Origin of the sequence: Nocardia sp. NPDC058480 (assembly GCF_042720495.1) — a bacterium.
Classification (GTDB): Bacteria; Actinomycetota; Actinomycetes; order Mycobacteriales; family Mycobacteriaceae; genus Nocardia.
In genome coordinates, this window is record NZ_JBHXMN010000001.1 from 1,056,589 (window position 1) to 1,074,720 (window position 18,132).

The window sequence follows — 18,132 nt, forward strand, 5'->3', positions numbered from 1 at the left end:
GGAAACACATTTGCTGGAACGGCAAGATTTCTGGCGGTCATCGGAGGTGCCGATGCACTATCGGATGATCCTTTCACCCTGACCGACCAGGAGCATCGATGACCGAGACCGTGGCGAACGCCGAAGAGTTCTGGGAAGACTTCTACCGCGAACGTGCGCAGATCTGGACCGGTAACCCGAACCCACTGCTGGTGCGTGAGGTGTCCGAGCTGAACGCGGGGACGGCCCTCGATCTGGGGTGTGGCGAGGGTGCCGACGCGATCTGGTTGGCACAGCGCGGCTGGCAGGTCACCGCAGTCGACATCTCCGCGACCGCGATGGAGCGCGGTGCGCAGCGGGCAGCCGAGGCCGGGGTGACGATCGTGTGGGATCGCCACGACCTGCAGGCGAGTTTCCCCGCGGGCACCTTCGACCTGGTGTCCGCGCAGTTCCTGCACTCGCCGGTGGAGCGGCCGGACGAGCGGGCCGGGATCCTGCGCAGTGCGGCGGCCGCCGTCGCGCCGGGCGGTGTGCTGGTGATCGGCGCGCACGCGGCCGCGCCGAGCTGGGCCGCGAGCGCGATGCACGAGCATGTGTTCCCGACCATCGAGCAGGTGCTCGAGCAGCTCGGGCTCGGGCCCGACTGGCAGGTCGAGACCGCCGAGCTCGTCCACAGCGCCTCGACCAGCCCCGACGGCGTGGTCGGCGAGCGCGCCGACAGCGTGCTGCGCGTGCGTCGCGGCTGATCACGATCCCCAGCAACCTCCCAGCTCGGTCCCAGCTCGGTGGCAGCGCGGCCATCGAGTCTGGGTGTCATGACTCAGACCGAGGCCGAGCAGAAGGCCATGCAGAGCAGCCGCGCGCCGGTGCTCGACGTAGTGATACCCGTCTACAACGAAGAGGTCGATCTCGGCCTGTGCGTGCGCAGGTTGCATGCCTATCTGCGCGCCGGATTCCCGTTCACGGCCCGCATCACCATCGCTGACAATGCCAGCACCGACGCCACCCTCGCGGTGGCCGAGCTGCTGGCGGCGGAACTCGACGGCGTCGAGGTGCTGCACCTGGATGCCAAAGGGCGTGGGCGGGCGCTGCGGACCGCGTGGGCAGGGTCGGATGCGGCGGTGGTCGCGTACATGGATGTCGACCTGTCGACCGACCTGAACGCGCTGCTGCCGCTGATCGCACCGCTGGTGTCCGGGCATTCCGATCTCGCGATCGGCACCCGGCTCGACGCGTCGGCCCGCGTGGTGCGCGGACCCCAGCGTGAAATCATCTCCCGCTGCTACAACCTGCTGCTGAGAACAACTCTGCGGGCCGGCTTTTCGGATGCGCAATGCGGATTCAAAGCCGTGCGAACCGAGGTCGCCCGCCAGCTGCTGCCGCTGGTGCGCGATGGCGAGTGGTTCTTCGATACCGAGCTGCTGGTGTTGGCCGAGCGGGCGGGGCTGCGAATTCACGAGGTGCCCGTCGACTGGATCGACGATCCGGACAGCCGGGTCGACATCGTCGATACCGCGCGCAAGGATCTGCGCGGGATCTGGCGGTTGACCAGGGCACTGACCACCGGCACCCTCCCGTTGGACGATCTGCGGGCCGCCGTCGGTCGCGAACCGCTGGTCGCCGGGGTGCCGCTCGGCATGGTCGGGCAGCTGGTGCGGTTCGCGATCGTCGGGGTGACCTCGACGCTCGCCTACATCGCGCTGTACCTGCTGTTGCAGCCGCTGGTCGGCAGCCAGGGCGCCAATCTGGTGTCGCTGCTGATCACCGCGGTGGGCAATACCGCCGCCAACCGGGCATTCACCTTCGGGGTGCGCGGGCGCGGCAACGCGATGTCGCACCAGTTCCAGGGCTTGGCCATTTTCGCGTTCGGGCTGGCGATCACCAGCGGCTCGCTGTTCGCTCTGCATCGCTGGGCTCCTGATGCTCCCGTCGCGGTGGAGCTCACCGTGCTGATAACCGCCAATCTTGTTGCGACCCTTGCTCGTTTCGTGGGCTTGCGCTGGGTCTTCCGGCACGCGGGCGCCGATCGGCCCGCGAACACCACCGCCACTGCGGCGATCGGGGCTACGGACCGCACCGCGAACGCGGCGGATTCGACAGCACCCCTGAACTCAGTGGGGGTGCGTCGATGACCACGACCATCGCACCATCCTCAACCGGCATCGAGATCGCCGCGCCGACCCGAAAGCGTTGGGAGCGCCCCGTATTGGTGGCGCTACTGCTCGGCACGCTGATCGCCTATCTCATCAATCTGAGCGCCAACGGGTGGGCCAACGACTTCTATGCCGCTGCGATACAGGCGGGTTCGCAATCGTGGGAGGCGTTCTTCTTCGGCTCCTCCGATGCCGCGAACTCGATCACGGTGGACAAACCGCCCGCTTCGCTGTGGGTGATGGGACTTTCGGTACGGCTGTTCGGGCTCAACAGCTGGAGCATGCTGGTGCCACAGGTCCTGCTCGGAGTCGCGAGCGTCGCGCTGTTGTGGGCGACAGTGCGCAGATCGTTCGGGCCCGCGGCGGGGTTGATCGCGGGCACGGTGCTGGCCGTGACTCCCGTTGCGGTGCTGATGTTCCGGTTCAACAATCCTGACGCGCTGCTCGTGTTGCTGATGATCGCGGCCGCGTGGGCGATGACGCGTGCGGTCGAGGACGGGCGGTGGCGATGGTTGCTGCTCACCGGCGCGTTCATCGGATTCGGGTTCCTCGCCAAGCAGTTGCAGGTGCTGTTGGTGGTGCCGCCGCTGGCACTGATGTATTCGGTCGCCGGGCCGCCGAAGCTGGGCAAGCGGGTTGCGCAGTTGTTCGCCGCCGGCGCGGCGATGGTTGTCGCGGCGGGCTGGTGGTTGCTCGCGGTAGAGCTGTGGCCATCGGATTCCCGGCCGTGGATCGGTGGGTCGCAGAACAATTCGATCATCGAGCTGACCCTCGGATACAACGGGCTCGGGCGGTTGAACGGCAACGAGACCGGCAGCGTCGGCCCCGGCGGCGAACTGCCCGCCGGCGGAAACGGGATGTGGGGAAGCACCGGGATCACCCGGATGTTCGAGCCTGCGCAGGGCGGTCAGATCGCCTGGCTGATTCCCGCCGCATTGGTCGCGCTGGTGGTGGGGCTCATGTTGCGCGGGCGAGCGCCGCGCACCGATCGCCGACAGGCGGCGCTGATCCTCTGGGGCGGTTGGCTTCTCGTCACCGGGCTGGTGTTCAGCTTCATGGCGGGGATCTTCCACCAGTACTACACGGTGGCGCTCGCGCCTGCCGTCGCGGCGCTGGCCGGGATCGGAGCCGTGCAGATCTGGGGTGCGCGTGACCGGTTACCGGTGCGGTGCGCGGGCGCTGTCGCCATCGGGCTCACCACGGCGACCGCGTGGATGTTGTTGTCGCGCAGCGCTTCCTTCCAGCCATGGTTGCGATGGTCGATCCTGGTTGTCGGCGTTATCGCCACTGTTGCCTTCGTGTTCCCGCCGGCCCGCAAGCAGTCGGTGATCATCGCGCTGGCCGCCGCCTTCGTCGGGCTCGCCGGGCCGATCGCCTACTCCGTCGACACCCTCGCGTCCGCGCATGCCGGTGCGATCCCGTCCGCTGGACCGAATTCCGGTGGGATGCGCGGAATGGGTTGGCCCGGAATGCGTCCCGGCGGAGACGACGGCTGGCCCGGCGCCGATGGATCCGCCACTACCGGTGGTGGGGATGGTGCGCCGCAGGGTGGCACTTCGCCTGGCGAGCAGACCGGCACGCCCGCGGACGGTGGCGTGCCCGGGCAAGACGGCGCGGCGTCGCCGGACGGTTCCGCGCAGGGTGCGACCGCCCCGGACGGCATGTCGATCGGTGGTGACCAGCGCATGGGTGGCCCGGGTGGACTGCTGGGCGGATCACGTCCGGGCGACCAGATCGTCACCCTGCTCGAGGCGAACGGCACCGACTACACCTGGGTCGCCGCGGCGGTCGGTTCCAACAGTGCCGCCGGGTACCAGCTCGCCACCGAACTGCCCGTGATGCCGATCGGCGGCTTCAACGGCAGCGACCCGTCGCCCACTCTCGAACAGTTCCAGCAGTACGTGGCCGAGGGAAAGATCCACTACTTCGTCGCCGGTGGGCGCGGTGGTCCCGGTGGGAGCAGTGAGTCGACCAGCTCGGCGATCACCGCCTGGGTGACGGCCAACTACACCGCGACGACGGTCGACGGGGTCACCCTCTACGACCTCACCCAACCGAAGCCGTAAGCCGTCCCGACATAAGGCTGGGCCCGGCGGATCACCCCGATCCGCCGGGCCCAGCCTTCGTGTCGCTGCCCGAGGTCACATCCCGTCGGTCGCCCGCGGGCCCTTGCTCGGTCAAGCCCCAGGTCGGCAGCGCCCGCGAACGGCGGTCACCGTGACCATTGCTCGAGCCGCCCCAGATCGTCGGCGTCAGCGAACGGCTGGCACCGTGACCATCGCTCGCGCTGTCCCAGGTCAGCGGCGTCAGCGAACGGCTGGCACCGTGACCATCGCTCGAGCTGCCCCAGGTCAGCGGCGTCAGCGAACAGCTGGCACCGGGGCGGCGATCCATTCGGCGAAGGTCGGACCGGCCAAGGTGGCGTGCGGGGAAGGCAGGAGGGTGCCGTTTTCGAATTGCTCGCGGTCGGGGTTGGCGGTGTCGGAGGTTTCGATGATCCGCAGGGCATCGCCGCGAGTCGCGACCAGAGCGGTGGCCGCGGTGGCCATCGTTTCCGGCTGCGGGCCCGCGATCTCGGGGAACGGAATATCCTCGGCGGGAATCGGATTCGCGGCGAGGTCTACCAGTGCCTCGGCGACAGTTCGGGCCGCGACCAGCTGGGTGCGCATGGCCGGAAGGTAGGCGACGGCATCCTTCGTGCCCCAGCCGACCATGACCTCGACGAGCTCGTGGAACTGCGCCGCACGCAGAATCTGCACCGGCAACGCACCTTTGAGCAACTCCTGCTCGTGGGCGAGCTTGGCGGCGTTGTACCCGGCGAGCGAGCCGTCGATCCCGATGATGGACACCACAACGAGCCGCTCGACCCCGGCCCGTTCCCCCGCCGCGTGCAGATTCCGCGCGGCGACGGTGAAGAACTCGGTCGCCACCTGCTGATCAGCCGAGGGCGTACTCGACGCGTCGATCACGATGTCGACCCCGGTCAAAGCCTCGTCGAGCCCCACACCGGTCTCGATGTCGACACCGTTGGCCCGCGAGAAGGCAACGACCTCATGCCCACGCTCGACCAGCACATCCACCACATGCCGACCCAACCGCCCGGTCGCCCCGGCCACCGCGATCTTCTTCCGCTCCACCATGATCCACTCCTCAGTCGCTTCTTTCGCGTTCACAGAGTCGACGAAGCAGCCGACCGGAGTGTGACATCCCAAGTCAGCGCGTCTCGAGATTCCCCGGCGGCGCAACTCGCCTTCGCCACACCACCTCGCGCTGACTCTTGTCAGCCATCTCGGCCATGCCACCGCCGACCAGCCATTCGATTTCCCGCGTGCGAGCGCGAGCGACCACAGCCGCCTTCATCGCAGCGCGGACCGTATCGGCGACGCCACTGGTCCCGAGTGCGTCTTGCGCATATTCGAGCAGCTCATCGTCGATCTCGATCCGTCGCCTCGTCATACCCAGACCCTATTGCAGACGAACTGCCTGTTTACAGAGTTCAGTGGGACAAATTCAGGGCGGTGTGGAGCGTGGCGGCCCACTGGTCGACGATCAGTTTGCGGCGGGCGGAGTCGTCGGTGAGGACGTCGGCGAGGCCTAGACCACGGGCCAGATCGAGGGTGGCTTGGACGAGGTGGTGGGCTACCGGGTCGGAATCGTCGACGCCGAGGGCTTCGACCGCGCGGCGGTGGGAGATCCGGCCGAAGCGGGCTTCGAGGGGAAGAATCCGCATCCGCAGGGCCGGGTCGGCGGCGGCGTGGGTCCAGACCTGTAGGGCGGCCTTGAAAAAGGGGGTCGTGTAGGACTCGACGAGTGCGGAAACGACTGCGCGTGTACGTCCTTCGCCCTGGGCGACCGCGTTCACCGTCTCGGCTTCGGCCTTGGCCTGGTCCATCCGGAACTCGAACATGAACTCGAGCGCCGCGGTGATCAGGTCCTCACGGGTGGGGAAATGATGCTGGGCCGCGCCGCGCGACACCCCGGCCCGCTCGGCGACCACCGACACGGTGGCGGCTGCCCAGCCGGTTTCGGCCAGGCAGTCGATGGTCGCCTCGAGCAGCCGCTGCCGGGTGGCCCGGCTGCGGTCCTGCTTGGGTTCGTGGGGTGTCGCCATCGGACTATTGTGCCCAGCTGGGCGGGCGCTTCTGGAAGAAGGCCGTCATACCCTCGATCACTTCGGGGGTACCGAAGAAGCCCGCCGACCGCTTGGCCAGCGCTTCGGCCTCGGCGTCGAAGGTCGCCAGCAGCGCCGCGTTGACCAGCTTCTTGGACTCGGCCAGACCCTGCGGTGACCCCTTGCGCAGCTCCCCGGACAGGCGTTTCACCTCCGCGGCGGCGTCCTGCGCGGCCACGGTGACCAGGCCGATCTCCTGCGCGGTCGCGGCGTCGAACTTCTCACCGGTCAGGAAGTAGCGACTCGCGGCCCGCTGGTCCAGCCGCGGCACCAGCGTGAGCGAGATCATGAACGGTGCCATCCCGATGCGCACCTCGGTGAGCGCGAAACTGCTGCTCGGCCCCGCGACGACGAGATCGCAGGCCCCGATGATGCCCATGCCGCCGGCCCGGACATTGCCGTCGATCTGCGCGATCACCGGCTTGGGCGAGGCGAGGATGCCGCGCAGCACATCGATCATCACCCGGGTGCGCTCGTCGGCGGCCACTGCGGGATCGGCGTTGCTCGCCTCCTTGAGGTCGGCGCCCGCGCAGAAGGTGTCACCGGTGTGAGCCAGGACGATGCCGCGCACGGCGGGATCGGTTGCCGCGGTATCGAATCCGGCGAGCAACTCGCGAACGAGCTTGGACGAGAGCGCATTCCGGTTGTGCGGCGAATCGAAGGTCAGCGTGGCGAAACCGTCGACGACCTCGTAGCGGACGAACGGTGCTTCCGTCGCGTCACTCATCGGGACTCCTGTTCATCCGGTAGGGGTGATCGCCCCGGTTCCGGGGCGACCACCGTTGTGCCTAATACGAGCGCGGCAGGCCGAGCGAATGCTGGGCGACGAAGTTCAGGATCATCTCGCGGCTGACCGGGGCGATGCGCGAGATCCGCGCCGCCTGCAGCATGGCCGCCAGCCCCACCTCACGGGTCAGGCCCGAACCGCCGTGGGTCTGAATCGACTGGTCCAATGCTTTGATGCTGGCCTCCGCGGCCGCGTACTTGGCCATGTTGGCAGCCTCGGCAGCGCCGAACTCATCACCGGTGTCGTAAAGCGTGGCAGCCTTCTGCATCATCAGCTTGGCCAGTTCCAGCTCGATCTTCACCTGAGCCAGCGGATGCGAAATACCCTGGTGCGCACCGATCGCCGTCTTCCAGACCGTGCGCTCCTTGGCATACTCCACGGCCCGATCGATGGCGTAGCGCCCGAGGCCGACCGCCATGGCCGCGCCCATGATGCGCTCGGGATTCAATCCGGCGAACAGCTGGGCAATGGCCGCATCCTCGGACCCGACGAGGGCGTCGGCGGGCAGGCGCACGTCGTCGAAGAACAGCGTGAACTGGTTGTCCGGCTCGATGACGTCCATCTCCTGGACGTTCTTCACCAGGCCGGGCGCGTCCACCGGCACGATGAACAGCGCGGGCTTGAGCTTGCCGGTCTTGTGGTCCTCGGTACGCGAGACCACCAGAATGGCCTCGGCCTGATCGACACCGGAGATGAAGATCTTGCGGCCGTTGAGGATCCAGTCGCCACCGTCGCGACGGGCGGTGGTGGTGATCTGGTGCGAGTTGGAGCCCGCATCGGGTTCGGTGATCGCGAAGACCATCTTCGACGAGCCATCGGCCAGCTTGGTCAGCCAGTTCTGCTTCTGCGCGTCGGTGCCGTACTTGGTGATGATGGTGCCGCAGATCGCCGGGGAGACGACCATCAGCAGCAGCCCGGCGCCCTGCGCCGCCAGCTCCTCCTGCACCAGCGCCAGCTCGTACATGCCGACGCCACCGCCGCCGTATTCCTCCGGCAGGTTCACGCCGAGGAAGCCGAGCTTGCCCGCCTCGTCCCACAGCTCGGTGAGCGGCTCGTTCTTGCGCGAGAGCGGCAGCACGTAGTCGCGGTAGTTGTACTTCGACGCGAGCGAGGCGACCGCCGCCCGCAGCGCCTTCTGCTCGTCGGTCTCGATAAAGCTCATGCCTGCTCCTGCTCCTGCTCTTCTTCCTCGACGACGGCGAGGACGGTTCCGACCTCGACCTGCTGGCCCACGGTCACATTGAGTGCGCTGAGAATGCCGGTGGCCGGGGCCGCGATGGTGTGTTCCATCTTCATCGCCTCCAGCCACAGGATCGGCTGCCCATGCTTGACGTGGTCGCCCTCGGCGGCACCGAGGCGGATCACGCTGCCCGGCATCGGCGCGAGCAGCGAACCGGCCGCGACCTGTGCCGAGGGATCGGTGAAGCGCGCCAGCCTGCGCACTGCCACCGGGCCGAGCGGGGAGTCGATCGCGACGAGGTCGCCGTAGCGGGCGATCTCGAATTGCCTACGCACCGAGCCACGTTCGCCGGGAACACCGAGAACGACTCGATCAGGAGCGACCGAGATCACCTCGAGCCCGTCGTGGCCCTCTACCGCGACACCGGTGCGGGTGAAGCGGTATCGCACCTCGTGTGTGCCGGTGGTGCGGCTCTCGTAGGACTTGGTCTGTGGCAGCGAAGCCAGGTTGCGCCAGCCGCTCGGCGTGAGTCCGGCCAGGCGCGACGTGCCGCGGTTGGCAGCCGAATCGGCAAGTGCCGCAGCCACGATCGAGAGCGCCTCGTCATCCTCCGACGCCAGCGGCGCCGAGAGCACTGCCAGATCATGGGTGGCGAAAAAGGCGGTGTCGGTGTCGCCTGCGAGGAAGGCCGGGTGACGCAGCACGCGCACGAGCAGATCGCGGTTGGTGACCAGGCCGTGGATCTTGGCGCGCTGGAGCGCGGTGGCGAGCAGATGCGCTGCCTCCGCGCGGGTTTCGGCGTAGGAGATCACCTTGGCCAGCATCGGGTCGTAGTGCACGCCGACCACCGAGTTGTCGACCACGCCGGTGTCGAGGCGCACGCCAGGCTGGTCGAGAACAGTGAATTCCCCAGCGGTGAACGGGCTCTCGATCTTGTGCACCGGCCCGCTCTGTGGCTGCCAGTCGTGTGAGGGATCCTCGGCATAGAGCCGAACCTCGATCGAGTGACCGCGCTGCGCGGGCTGGGTAGCGGGCAGCGGCAAGCCTGAAGCCACCTGCAACTGCAAACGGACCAGGTCGAGGCCGGTGGTCTGTTCGGTGACCGGATGCTCCACCTGCAGACGGGTATTCATCTCCAGGAAGAAGAAGTCACCCTTCTCGTCAGCCAGGAACTCGACGGTGCCCGCGCCCTCATATCCGATCGCCTCGGCGGCAAGACGCGCCGCCTCGAACAACCGATCACGCATGCCGTCGATCTTCTCGACCAACGGCGAGGGCGCTTCCTCGACAACCTTCTGATGACGACGCTGAATCGAGCACTCACGCTCACCAACAGCCCAGGTCTTGCCGAAAGTGTCCGACATGACCTGGACTTCGATGTGACGGCCGGTCTCGAGGTAGCGCTCGCAGAACACCGTCGGATCGCCGAAGGCCGACTCGGCCTCGCGCTGGGCGGCGGCAATCTGGTCGCGCAACTCGGCGAGGTCGCGCACCACGCGCATGCCGCGACCGCCACCACCGGCGGACGCCTTGATCAGCACGGGCAGGTGCGCGTCGGTGACCTCGGCCGGGTCGAGCTCGGCGAGAACGGGGACACCGGCGGCGTCCATCATCTTCTTGGACTCGACCTTGGAGCCCATCTGCTCGATGGCCGCGACCGGCGGACCGATCCACACCAGACCCGCGTCGAGCACCGACCGCGCGAATTCGGCGTTCTCGGAAAGGAATCCGTAGCCGGGGTGGATCGCGTCGGCACCGGCCGACAAAGCGGCCTCGATGATCAGCTCACCGCGCAGGTAGGTTTCGGCGGGGGTGTTGCCGGGCAGCCGGATGGCGGCATCGGCCTCTGATACGTGCGGCGACGCGGCATCAGCATCCGAGTAGACCGCGGTGGTGCCGATGCCCATCCGACGGCAGGTAGCGAAGACGCGGCGAGCGATCTCACCACGATTGGCAACAAGAACATTCGTGATTGTCATGTCCGCGACTCACATTCGGAAGACGCCGAAGCCCTCGGCGCCCTTGATCGGGGCTGTGTGAATGGCCGACAGAGCCATTCCCAGCACGGTGCGGGTGTCGCGGGGGTCGATGATGCCGTCGTCGAAAAGCCTGCCCGATAAGAACATCGGCATGGCCTCGGCCTCGATCTGCGCCTCGACCATCGCGGCGAGACCGGCGGCGGCCTCCTCGTCGAACGGCAGGCCCTTGGACTCGGCCGCGCCGCGCTGGACGATGGTGAGGACGCCGCCCAGCTGCGCCCCACCCATGACGGCGGATTTCGCGCTCGGCCAGGCGAACAGGAAACGCGGGTTGAACGCGCGTCCGCACATGCCGTAGTGCCCGGCACCATAGGAGGCGCCGACCAGCAGCGAGATGTGCGGCACCGTGGAGTTGGCGACCGCGTTGATCATCATCGCGCCGTGCTTGATGATGCCGCCGTGCTCGTACTCCTTGCCGACCATGTAGCCGGTGGTGTTGTGCAGGAACAACAGTGGGGTGTTCTTCTTGTTGGCCAGCTGGATGAACTGGGTGGCCTTCTGCGATTCCTCGGAGAACAGCACACCGCGCGCGTTGGCGAGGATGCCGATCGGGTAGCCGTTGATCTCGGCCCAGCCGGTGACCAGGCTCGAACCGTAGAGCGGCTTGAACTCGTCGAAGTCGGAGCCGTCGACCACGCGGGCGATGACCTCACGGGGATCGAACGGGATCTTCAGGTCCGATGGCACGATGCCGAGTAGTTCCTCGGGATCGTAGATCGGCGAGGTGACCTCGGCGCGCGGCTCGGGGCCCTGCTTCTTCCAGTTCAGGCGACGAACGATATTGCGGCCCAAGCGGATCGCGTCCTGCTCGTCGGCGGCCATGTAGTCGGCCAGACCCGATGTGCGGGCATGCATTTCGGCACCGCCGAGGGTTTCGTCGTCGGAATCCTCACCGGTGGCCATCTTCACCAGGGGCGGCCCGGCGAGGAAGACCTTCGCGGCTTCCTTGACCATCACCACGTAGTCGGACATGCCGGGAATGTAGGCGCCACCTGCGGTGGAGTTGCCGAAAACCAAGGAGATGGTGGGGATTCCGGCTGCCGAGGCCTGGGTGAGGTCGCGGAACATCGCGCCACCGGGGATGAACACTTCCTTCTGCGTCGGCAGGTCCGCACCGCCGGACTCGACCAGGGAGATCACCGGCAGCCGGTTCTCCCGGACGATGTCGTTGATGCGCAACGTCTTGCGCAGCGTCCAGGGGTTCGACGTGCCGCCGCGCACCGTCGGGTCGGGCGCCACGATCATGCACTCGACACCCTCGACGAGGCCGATACCGGCGATCGTGGACGCACCGACGTGGAAGTCACTGCCCCAGGCGGCGAGTGGGCACAGTTCGAGGAACGGCGAGTCCTCGTCGAGCAGCAGTTCGACGCGCTCACGCGCGGTCAGCTTGCCGCGCTTGTGGTGCCGGGCCACCTTGTCGGGGCCGCCACCGGCGATGGCCTTGGCGAACTCCGCCTCGACCTCGGTGAGCTTGGTCGACATCGCCTCGGCGGCCGCGGTGTACTCGGGCGAGGCGGTATCGATGATGGAACGGAAGGTCGTCATGACTGGTACCCCAATACTTTCGACGCCAGCATGGTCAGGATCTCGTTGGTGCCGCCGCCGATCCCGATGATGCGCACATCGCGGTAGATGCGCTCGACTTCGGCCTCACGCATGTAGCCCATTCCGCCGTGCAGCTGCACGGCCTGATTGGCTACCCATTCGGCGGTCTCGACGGCGTTGTTCTTGGCGAAACACACCTGGGCGATCAGGTTCTCGTCACCGGCTACGTAGCGCTCGACCAGCGCACGCGTGTAGGTGCGCGAAATGTCCACGCGCTGCGCCATATCGGTGAGCGTCATCTGCACCTTCTGGCGGCTGATCAGCGGGCGACCGAAGGTCTCGCGATCGCGGCACCACTGCACGGTGAGATCGAGAGCGCGCTGAGCCAGCGAATACGCCTGCACCGCGAGGCCGACCCGCTCGCTGACAAACGCGGCGGCGATCTGCGCGAAGCCACTGTTCTCGGCGCCGACCAGATTCGTCGCGGGCACCCGTACGTCCACATACGACAGCTCGGCGGTGTCGGAGGCCAGCCAGCCCATCTTCTCCAGCTTGCGGCTGACGGTGAAGCCCGGCGAGCCCTTCGGCACCAGGATCAGCGAAACACCCGCCGCGCCGGGGCCGCCCGTGCGCACCGCGGTGACGACGAAGTCGGCACGACAGCCAGAGGTGATGAACGTCTTGGCGCCGTTGATGATGAAGTCCTCACCGTCGCGCACGGCGGTGGTGGTGAGGTGGCCGACATCGGAACCGCCGCCGGGCTCGGTGATGGCCAGCGAGCCGATCAGGTCACCGGCCAGCGTCGGCTTGGCCCACTGGTCGATCTGGGCCTGGTTGCCCGAGGCGATCATGTGCGGCAACGCGATGCCGCAGGTCAGCAGCGAGGCCCACAGGCCACCGGACGCACCGGCGACATGGATCTCCTCGCCCACGATCACCGAGTCGATGGCGTTGCCGCCCTCGCCGCCCGCCGACTCCGGGTACTCGATGCCGAGCAGGCCGAGTTCGCCCGCCTTCTTGTGCAGCTCGCGCGGCAGCTCGCCGGCCCGCTCCCAGGCATCGAGATCGGGCAGGATGTCCCGCTCGACGAACCCGCGCACGGTGGCGCGCAGCTCTTTTCGTTCCGGCGTTTCCCAAACAGACGTCATGCGAGCAGCTCCGTCGGCAGATCGATGTGGCGGGAGCGCAGCCATTCGCCGAGCCCCTTGGCCTGCGGGTCGAAACGCGCCTGGTAGGCGACGCCCTTGCCGAGCAGGCCGGAAATGATGAAGTTGACCGCGCGCAGGTTGGGCAGCACGTGGCGGGTGACGGTCAGTTCGGCCGTCTCGGGGAGCAGCTCCTGCAGCTTCGACACCGTGAGGGTGTGCACCAACCACCGCCATTGCTGGTCGGTGCGCACCCAGACGCCGATATTGGCGTCCCCGCCCTTGTCGCCGCTGCGTGCAAGAGCGATCGTGCCGAGCGGGACTCGGCGGGTCTCGGAAGCAGGCAGGCCGGCCGGGAGCTCGGGCTCGGAAACCGGTTCGAGCACAGTGGTTTCCGTTGCCTGGGCGATATCGACGCGGGTGCCGTCGGCCAGTACCGCGACGTGCGGCACCTCGTGCGCGTCGACGAAGCCGGGCGTGAAAACGCCGTAGGGCGAACCGTTTCCGGGCAGCGCGGTGAAGCTCGCACCCGGATAGCTGGCCAGCGCCAATTCCACAGCGACACTGGAGAACCCGCGGCCGACCTTGTTCGGGTCCGCATCGCGCACCACACAGCGCAGGATCGCGCTGGCCTGCTCCTCGGTCTCGGCATCGGGACGGTCGAGGCGAGCCAGTGTCCAGGTGAGCTCGGCGGGCTTGTCCGGCAGCCAGGATTCCAGCTGTCGTTGCGCCAGTTCGGCTTTGGCTTCGATATCGAGGCCGGTGAGGATGAACGACATCTCGTTGCGGAAGCCGCCGAGAGTGTTGAGCGAGACCTTGAGCTGCGGCGGCGGTGCCTCACCGGTCACACCGCTGATCAGCACGCGATCCTTGCTCTCCTGGCTCAGCGTGATGCTGTCCAGGCGGGTGGTCACGTCGGGTCCGGCGTAGCGCGCGCTCTGGATCTCGTACATGAGCTGGGCTTCGACGGTGTCGACGGTGACCGCGCCGCCGGTGCCGTCGTGCTTGGTGATCACACAGGAACCGTCGCGACGGATCTCGGCGATCGGGAAGCCGGGGCGGCCGATGTCACCGAGTTCGGTGAAGAAGGCGAAGTTGCCGCCGGTGGCCTGGGTGCTGCATTCGATCACGTGCCCGGCCGCCACGGCCCCGGCCAGTGCGTCGTAATCGGTTCGGCCCCAGCCGAAGTGGGCCGCGGCCGGGCCGACGATCACCGAGGCGTCGGTGACCCGGCCGGTGACGACGATGTCGGCGCCGGAGTTCAGACACTCGACGATGCCCCACGCGCCGAGGTAGGCATTGGCCGTGAGCGGCTGACCCAGGTCGAGCTCGGCGGCGCGCGAGACCAGGTCGTCGCCCTCGACGTGCGCGATCTTGGCGTCCAGCCCGAGGTCGGCGGCGACCTTGCGCAGCCGCTGCGCCAGCCCGGCCGGATTGAGCCCGCCCGCGTTGGTGACGATCTGCACGTTCTTCTCTAGCGCGAGGGCCAGACAGTCCTCGATCTGGCGCACGAAGGTCTTGGCGTAGCCGAGGCTGGGGTCCTTCATCCGGTCGCGGCCCAGGATCAGCATGGTGAGTTCGGCGAGGTAGTCGCCGGTCAGCACGTCGAGCTGCCCGCCCTCCAGCATCTCGCGCATAGCGCTGAGCCGGTCACCGTAGAACCCGGAACAATTCCCGATCCGGATCAGGTCCGGGTCAGCGGAGAGAGCACTCATGGCACCCAGGATCGCAGCGGTTCAGAAAAAAAGCAAGCATGCGTGCTTGTTAATCTCGCGCAATCGACCAGGCAAGATGGAGTCCATGCTGTCCGTCCTCCTCTTCGCCCTCGCCGGATTCCTGCTCGGCGGCGCGTACACGACCTGGAAGAACAATCGCGCGATGGCGATCGGCCTGATCGTCGCCGCCGTACTCGCGGGCCTCGGCGCCGTGCTCTGGCTGGAGTAGTAGCAAGACTTTCGCAAGATCAGGGCAAGGCGAAAGCTGTTGGCTTGCCGACATGTTCACTTGGTATGTCGGCCTGCTCGCAGTCAGCGGCCTCGCGATGATCATCATGGCCAACATCGACAACGGCCGCAGCGAGCTCTCGCGCGGGCTCAACGCCGTGTTCGGCATCGCGTTCCTCGGCTACGCGGGGTACCTGGCGTTCGTGTTCGAAGGTGGCGAATACCTGATCTTCTTCCACGCGTTCATCCTGCCGGTGCTGCTGGGAATCGACTTCGTGCGCTCGACGAACTGGCAGGCGCTGACCACCAGACCGACCCCGACCCAGCAGGCCTTCCGCGCGTACTGGAAGGAACAGGATCGGCTGGAAAGGCGCTCAGCCCGCCGTATGTAGCTTGAAGATCCTGACGTCTTCCGGGACGCCGCTCAGCGGCGCGGCCCAGAAGTTGCGCTTGTACGGCCTAGCGGTAACGCCCAGCTCATCGAGGGTTTCCGAGCGCAGTGCGGTCAGGGTGGTGCTGGACAGCATGGTGTTGCCGTTGCCGCCTGCCTCCATCATTCGGGCGGCGATATTGACATCGACGCCCAGCCAGTCGCCACCGATCTCGCGGGGCGAACCGGTATGCAGGCCCACCCGCATGCGCGGGGTGTAACCGCCGATCTCGACCTCGGTGAGATTGCGGCGAGCCGCCAGCGCGGCGCGCACGGCACGATCTGGCGAGGAGAACACCGCCATCAGCCCGTCGCCCATCCGCTTGACCACCTGACCGCCACGCTCGACGATCGGCGGCTCGATGGCCCTGGCGACCTTGCGCAGCAGTTCCAAAGTGCGCTCGTCGCCCACCGCCAGCGACCAACTCGAGAACCCGACCAGGTCGGTGAACACGATGGTCACCTCCTCGGTGCCACGCCCACGGCCGATCCGCTCCAGCCCGGCCTGCCAGACCTGCAGGGCACCGAAACCGATCTCCCTGGCCGCCGTCGGGGCGCCGCCGGCGATCTTGTCCGCCGCCCGCGCCACCGCGCGCACACCTCCGGGCCCCGCCACCGACAGCGGATCGCCGAACGCGGGATCACCGGGCAGCTGATGACGCGCCTTGCGCACAGCACCGATCAGGTCGGCCCGGCGGTTGGCGGCTTGCAACTTCGACGAGATCTGGGCGCGCTTTCTGCCTGCGCGCGCACCGCGGTCGGATTCGGCGGATTCACTCACGATCGGCTCCAACGGAATGGACACCTCCGCAGCGGCGTCGCGCCGCGGACTCCCCCCGCCAGAAGGCGTTTCACTCACGCCAAAAGGTTATATCACCCGACGACGACCGCCGGTCCGCTGCTTGTGTGCAGCGGACCGGCGGTCCTACCTTCGAGCCACCGGGCAGCGGAAGCCCGAAGGTCGGGTCGCACGACCTCCCGACAAGGTCGCGGCCCTCGCGGCCCGGGCCATTACGAGGGCGGCCCGGGCTGGTTTGTCAGGCGTCTCGGCGGTTGACCAGCACGAGTGCCCCGGCGAACACGACCGCCACGAAGACGGCGAAGTAGATCAGGCTGCCCCACACGCCCCAGTGCCAGTCGCCTGCCACGGGTCGGTCGCTCAGGAAGCGGTTCACGTTCGCGAAGGGCAGGAAGGGGTTGACCGTGCGGCCGAAGCTACCGAACGAGCCGAGCAGGGTCTCGATCAGCAGCGGCCACAGGATCAGCAGCGAGATCGCGGCGGCCGACTGACGCACCAGCACACCGACCGCGATGGCCAGCACCACGCACAGGATGGCGTAGATCGGCAGGCCGTAGATCGCTCGCCAGTTCCCATCGAGCACCAGGCCCGGCGCCCGATCACCGCTGATCGCCTTCGCCACGATGAACGCGATCAATCCGAGAACGCCCGTGAGCACGGCCGAGTAGGCACCGACCAGTGCGACCTTGGACACGATGACCTTGGACCGGTTCGGCACCGCCAGGAAACTCGAGCGGATGACACCGAACCGGTATTCGCTGGTCACCGACAACGCGGCCATGATCATCAAAACCATCACGCCGAGCCCGGTGATACCCGAGACAGCCGTGCTCGGGGTGAGCGGCGGCGCGCCCTCGGCCGAATCGCCCGCAGAGTCGGCGTTGAGGACCAGTGCCATCAGCACGGCGAATCCGACGCCGAGCACGACCACGACCGCCGAGCACCACCAGGGTGAACGGGTCGAGGTGAGTTTGATTCGTTCCGCAGCGAGCACGCCCATCAGAGCGCACCTCCCATCACCTGGTGGTCGAAGCTTTCACCGTGGTACTCCACGGCGCCGCCGGTCATCCGCATGAACGCTTCCTCGAGCGAGGCCGACTGCGGTGCCAGCTCGTAGAGCGTGACGTTGTTCGTGCCCGCCACCTTGCCGACCTCGTCGGAGGTGACGCCGGCGACGATCAGCGCGGCATCGCCGTCTTCCTTCACGGTCATGCCGTGCGAGGTGAGCAGGCTGCGCAGCTGATCCAGTTGTGGGCTGCGCACGCGCACCGACTGCTCCGAGGCTCGGTCGATGAACTCCTGGGTGGAGCCGTCGAACATCAGCTGACCACGGCCGATGACGATGAGCTGCTCGGCGGTCTGGGACATCTCCGAGAGCAGGTGGCTCGAGACGAGCACCGTGCGGCCCTCGGCGGCCAGGCGCTGCATGAACCGGCGGATCCACAGGATGCCCTCCGGGTCGAGGCCGTTGACCGGCTCGTCGAACAGCAGCACCTTCGGGTCACCGAGCAGCGCGCCCGCCAGGCCGAGGCGCTGGGACATGCCGAGCGAGAAACCGCCCGCGTTCTTGCTCGCCACCTCGGACAGACCCACCAGGCGCAGTACCTCTTCGACCCGCGACTTGGGGATGTCGTTGGAAGCGGCCAGCCACTCCAGATGGGCGCGCGCGGAGCGGTTCGGGTGCACCCACTTGGCATCCAGCAGCGCGCCGACCTGCGTGAGCGGGCGCTCCAGCTCCTGGTAGTGCTTGCCGTCGATGAGCGCGCTGCCCGCCGTCGGCTTGTCCAACCCGAGGATCATCCGCATTGTTGTCGATTTACCAGCACCGTTGGGTCCGAGGAACCCGGTCACCAGTCCAGGCTGGACGGTGAACGTGAGGTCCTGCACCGCGACGGTCTGGCCGAATTGCTTCGTCAGGCCCTTCAGCTCGATCATGAGCCCTAGCTTGCCTGACAACC

18 protein-coding genes are annotated in these 18,132 nt (G+C 67.5%); 5 read left to right on the top strand and 13 right to left on the bottom strand.

From position 1 onward, the window contains the following. Positions 1 to 98: 98 nt before the first annotated feature. From ACFWO8_RS04900 to ACFWO8_RS04910, 3 genes are all read left to right on the top strand, one after another. Positions 99 to 725 (top strand): class I SAM-dependent methyltransferase, encoded by a 627-nt coding sequence (locus ACFWO8_RS04900; protein ID WP_378942358.1) that lies wholly within the window; start codon positions 99 to 101, stop codon positions 723 to 725. Between the two features lie 69 nt (positions 726 to 794). Beyond that, on the top strand, positions 795 to 2,111 hold the full coding sequence (locus tag ACFWO8_RS04905; RefSeq protein WP_378942368.1) for a glycosyltransferase: 1,317 nt from the start codon (positions 795 to 797) through the stop codon (positions 2,109 to 2,111). Beyond that, positions 2,108 to 4,198, top strand: a complete 2,091-nt coding sequence (locus ACFWO8_RS04910; protein ID WP_378942373.1) for a glycosyltransferase family 39 protein — start codon at positions 2,108 to 2,110, stop codon at positions 4,196 to 4,198. Before ACFWO8_RS04905 ends, ACFWO8_RS04910 begins: the two co-directional genes overlap by 4 nt. 31 nt (positions 4,199 to 4,229) lie before the next feature. On the opposite strand, the gene ACFWO8_RS04915 is transcribed toward ACFWO8_RS04910, so the two are convergent. The 10 genes from ACFWO8_RS04915 to ACFWO8_RS04960 all read right to left on the bottom strand — a co-directional run bounded on the left by ACFWO8_RS04915 (position 4,230) and on the right by ACFWO8_RS04960 (position 14,717). Beyond that, positions 4,230 to 4,526, bottom strand: coding sequence for a hypothetical protein (locus tag ACFWO8_RS04915; RefSeq protein ID WP_378942378.1), 297 nt, complete (start codon positions 4,524 to 4,526; stop codon positions 4,230 to 4,232). Then, entirely contained in the window at positions 4,493 to 5,272 is a 780-nt protein-coding gene (locus ACFWO8_RS04920) for an SDR family oxidoreductase (RefSeq protein WP_378942381.1), read from the bottom strand. The genes ACFWO8_RS04915 and ACFWO8_RS04920 overlap by 34 nt, the downstream gene beginning before the upstream one ends. Before the next feature lie 73 nt (positions 5,273 to 5,345). Next, entirely contained in the window at positions 5,346 to 5,588 is a 243-nt protein-coding gene (locus ACFWO8_RS04925; RefSeq protein ID WP_378942388.1) for a DUF2191 domain-containing protein, read from the bottom strand. Between the two features lie 40 nt (positions 5,589 to 5,628). Next, positions 5,629 to 6,243: a TetR/AcrR family transcriptional regulator gene (locus ACFWO8_RS04930; protein ID WP_378942391.1), complete on the bottom strand. Its 615-nt coding sequence runs from the start codon at positions 6,241 to 6,243 to the stop codon at positions 5,629 to 5,631. 4 nt (positions 6,244 to 6,247) lie between these two features. Next, positions 6,248 to 7,030 (bottom strand): enoyl-CoA hydratase family protein, encoded by a 783-nt coding sequence (locus ACFWO8_RS04935; protein ID WP_378942396.1) that lies wholly within the window; start codon positions 7,028 to 7,030, stop codon positions 6,248 to 6,250. A gap of 61 nt (positions 7,031 to 7,091) precedes the next feature. After that, entirely contained in the window at positions 7,092 to 8,252 is a 1,161-nt protein-coding gene (locus ACFWO8_RS04940) for an acyl-CoA dehydrogenase family protein (protein ID WP_378942402.1), read from the bottom strand. Then, positions 8,249 to 10,249, bottom strand: coding sequence for a biotin carboxylase N-terminal domain-containing protein (locus ACFWO8_RS04945; protein ID WP_378942409.1), 2,001 nt, complete (start codon positions 10,247 to 10,249; stop codon positions 8,249 to 8,251). The genes ACFWO8_RS04940 and ACFWO8_RS04945 overlap by 4 nt, the downstream gene beginning before the upstream one ends. Positions 10,250 to 10,258: 9 nt before the next feature. Further along, positions 10,259 to 11,857: an acyl-CoA carboxylase subunit beta gene (locus tag ACFWO8_RS04950; RefSeq protein WP_378942418.1), complete on the bottom strand. Its 1,599-nt coding sequence runs from the start codon at positions 11,855 to 11,857 to the stop codon at positions 10,259 to 10,261. Next, positions 11,854 to 13,005, bottom strand: a complete 1,152-nt coding sequence (locus tag ACFWO8_RS04955; protein ID WP_378942424.1) for an acyl-CoA dehydrogenase family protein — start codon at positions 13,003 to 13,005, stop codon at positions 11,854 to 11,856. Before ACFWO8_RS04955 ends, ACFWO8_RS04950 begins: the two co-directional genes overlap by 4 nt. Continuing rightward, positions 13,002 to 14,717: an acyclic terpene utilization AtuA family protein gene (locus tag ACFWO8_RS04960; protein ID WP_378942430.1), complete on the bottom strand. Its 1,716-nt coding sequence runs from the start codon at positions 14,715 to 14,717 to the stop codon at positions 13,002 to 13,004. The genes ACFWO8_RS04955 and ACFWO8_RS04960 overlap by 4 nt, the downstream gene beginning before the upstream one ends. An 85-nt stretch (positions 14,718 to 14,802) precedes the next feature. On the opposite strand from ACFWO8_RS04960, the gene ACFWO8_RS04965 reads away from it, so the two are divergent. After that, the gene (locus ACFWO8_RS04965) at positions 14,803 to 14,946 is read left to right on the top strand and encodes a hypothetical protein (protein WP_378922306.1); all 144 of its coding nucleotides are present in this window, start codon (positions 14,803 to 14,805) and stop codon (positions 14,944 to 14,946) included. Between the two features lie 52 nt (positions 14,947 to 14,998). Then, the gene (locus ACFWO8_RS04970) at positions 14,999 to 15,337 is read left to right on the top strand and encodes a hypothetical protein (RefSeq protein ID WP_378942434.1); all 339 of its coding nucleotides are present in this window, start codon (positions 14,999 to 15,001) and stop codon (positions 15,335 to 15,337) included. Here ACFWO8_RS04970 and ACFWO8_RS04975 read toward each other — a convergent pair. The 3 genes from ACFWO8_RS04975 to ACFWO8_RS04985 all read right to left on the bottom strand — a co-directional run bounded on the left by ACFWO8_RS04975 (position 15,320) and on the right by ACFWO8_RS04985 (position 18,109). After that, complete coding sequence (locus ACFWO8_RS04975) at positions 15,320 to 16,159, bottom strand: adenylate/guanylate cyclase domain-containing protein (protein WP_378943227.1); 840 nt, start codon at positions 16,157 to 16,159, stop codon at positions 15,320 to 15,322. The genes ACFWO8_RS04970 and ACFWO8_RS04975 overlap by 18 nt on opposite strands. Before the next feature lie 253 nt (positions 16,160 to 16,412). After that, a complete protein-coding gene (locus ACFWO8_RS04980; RefSeq protein ID WP_378942439.1) occupies positions 16,413 to 17,174 on the bottom strand; it encodes an ABC transporter permease in 762 nt (253 codons plus the stop codon). After that, positions 17,174 to 18,109 carry an ATP-binding cassette domain-containing protein gene (locus ACFWO8_RS04985; protein WP_378942447.1) on the bottom strand — a complete coding sequence of 312 codons (936 nt, stop codon included), beginning with the start codon at positions 18,107 to 18,109 and terminating at the stop codon, positions 17,174 to 17,176. The genes ACFWO8_RS04980 and ACFWO8_RS04985 overlap by 1 nt, the downstream gene beginning before the upstream one ends. Positions 18,110 to 18,132: the final 23 nt, after the last annotated feature.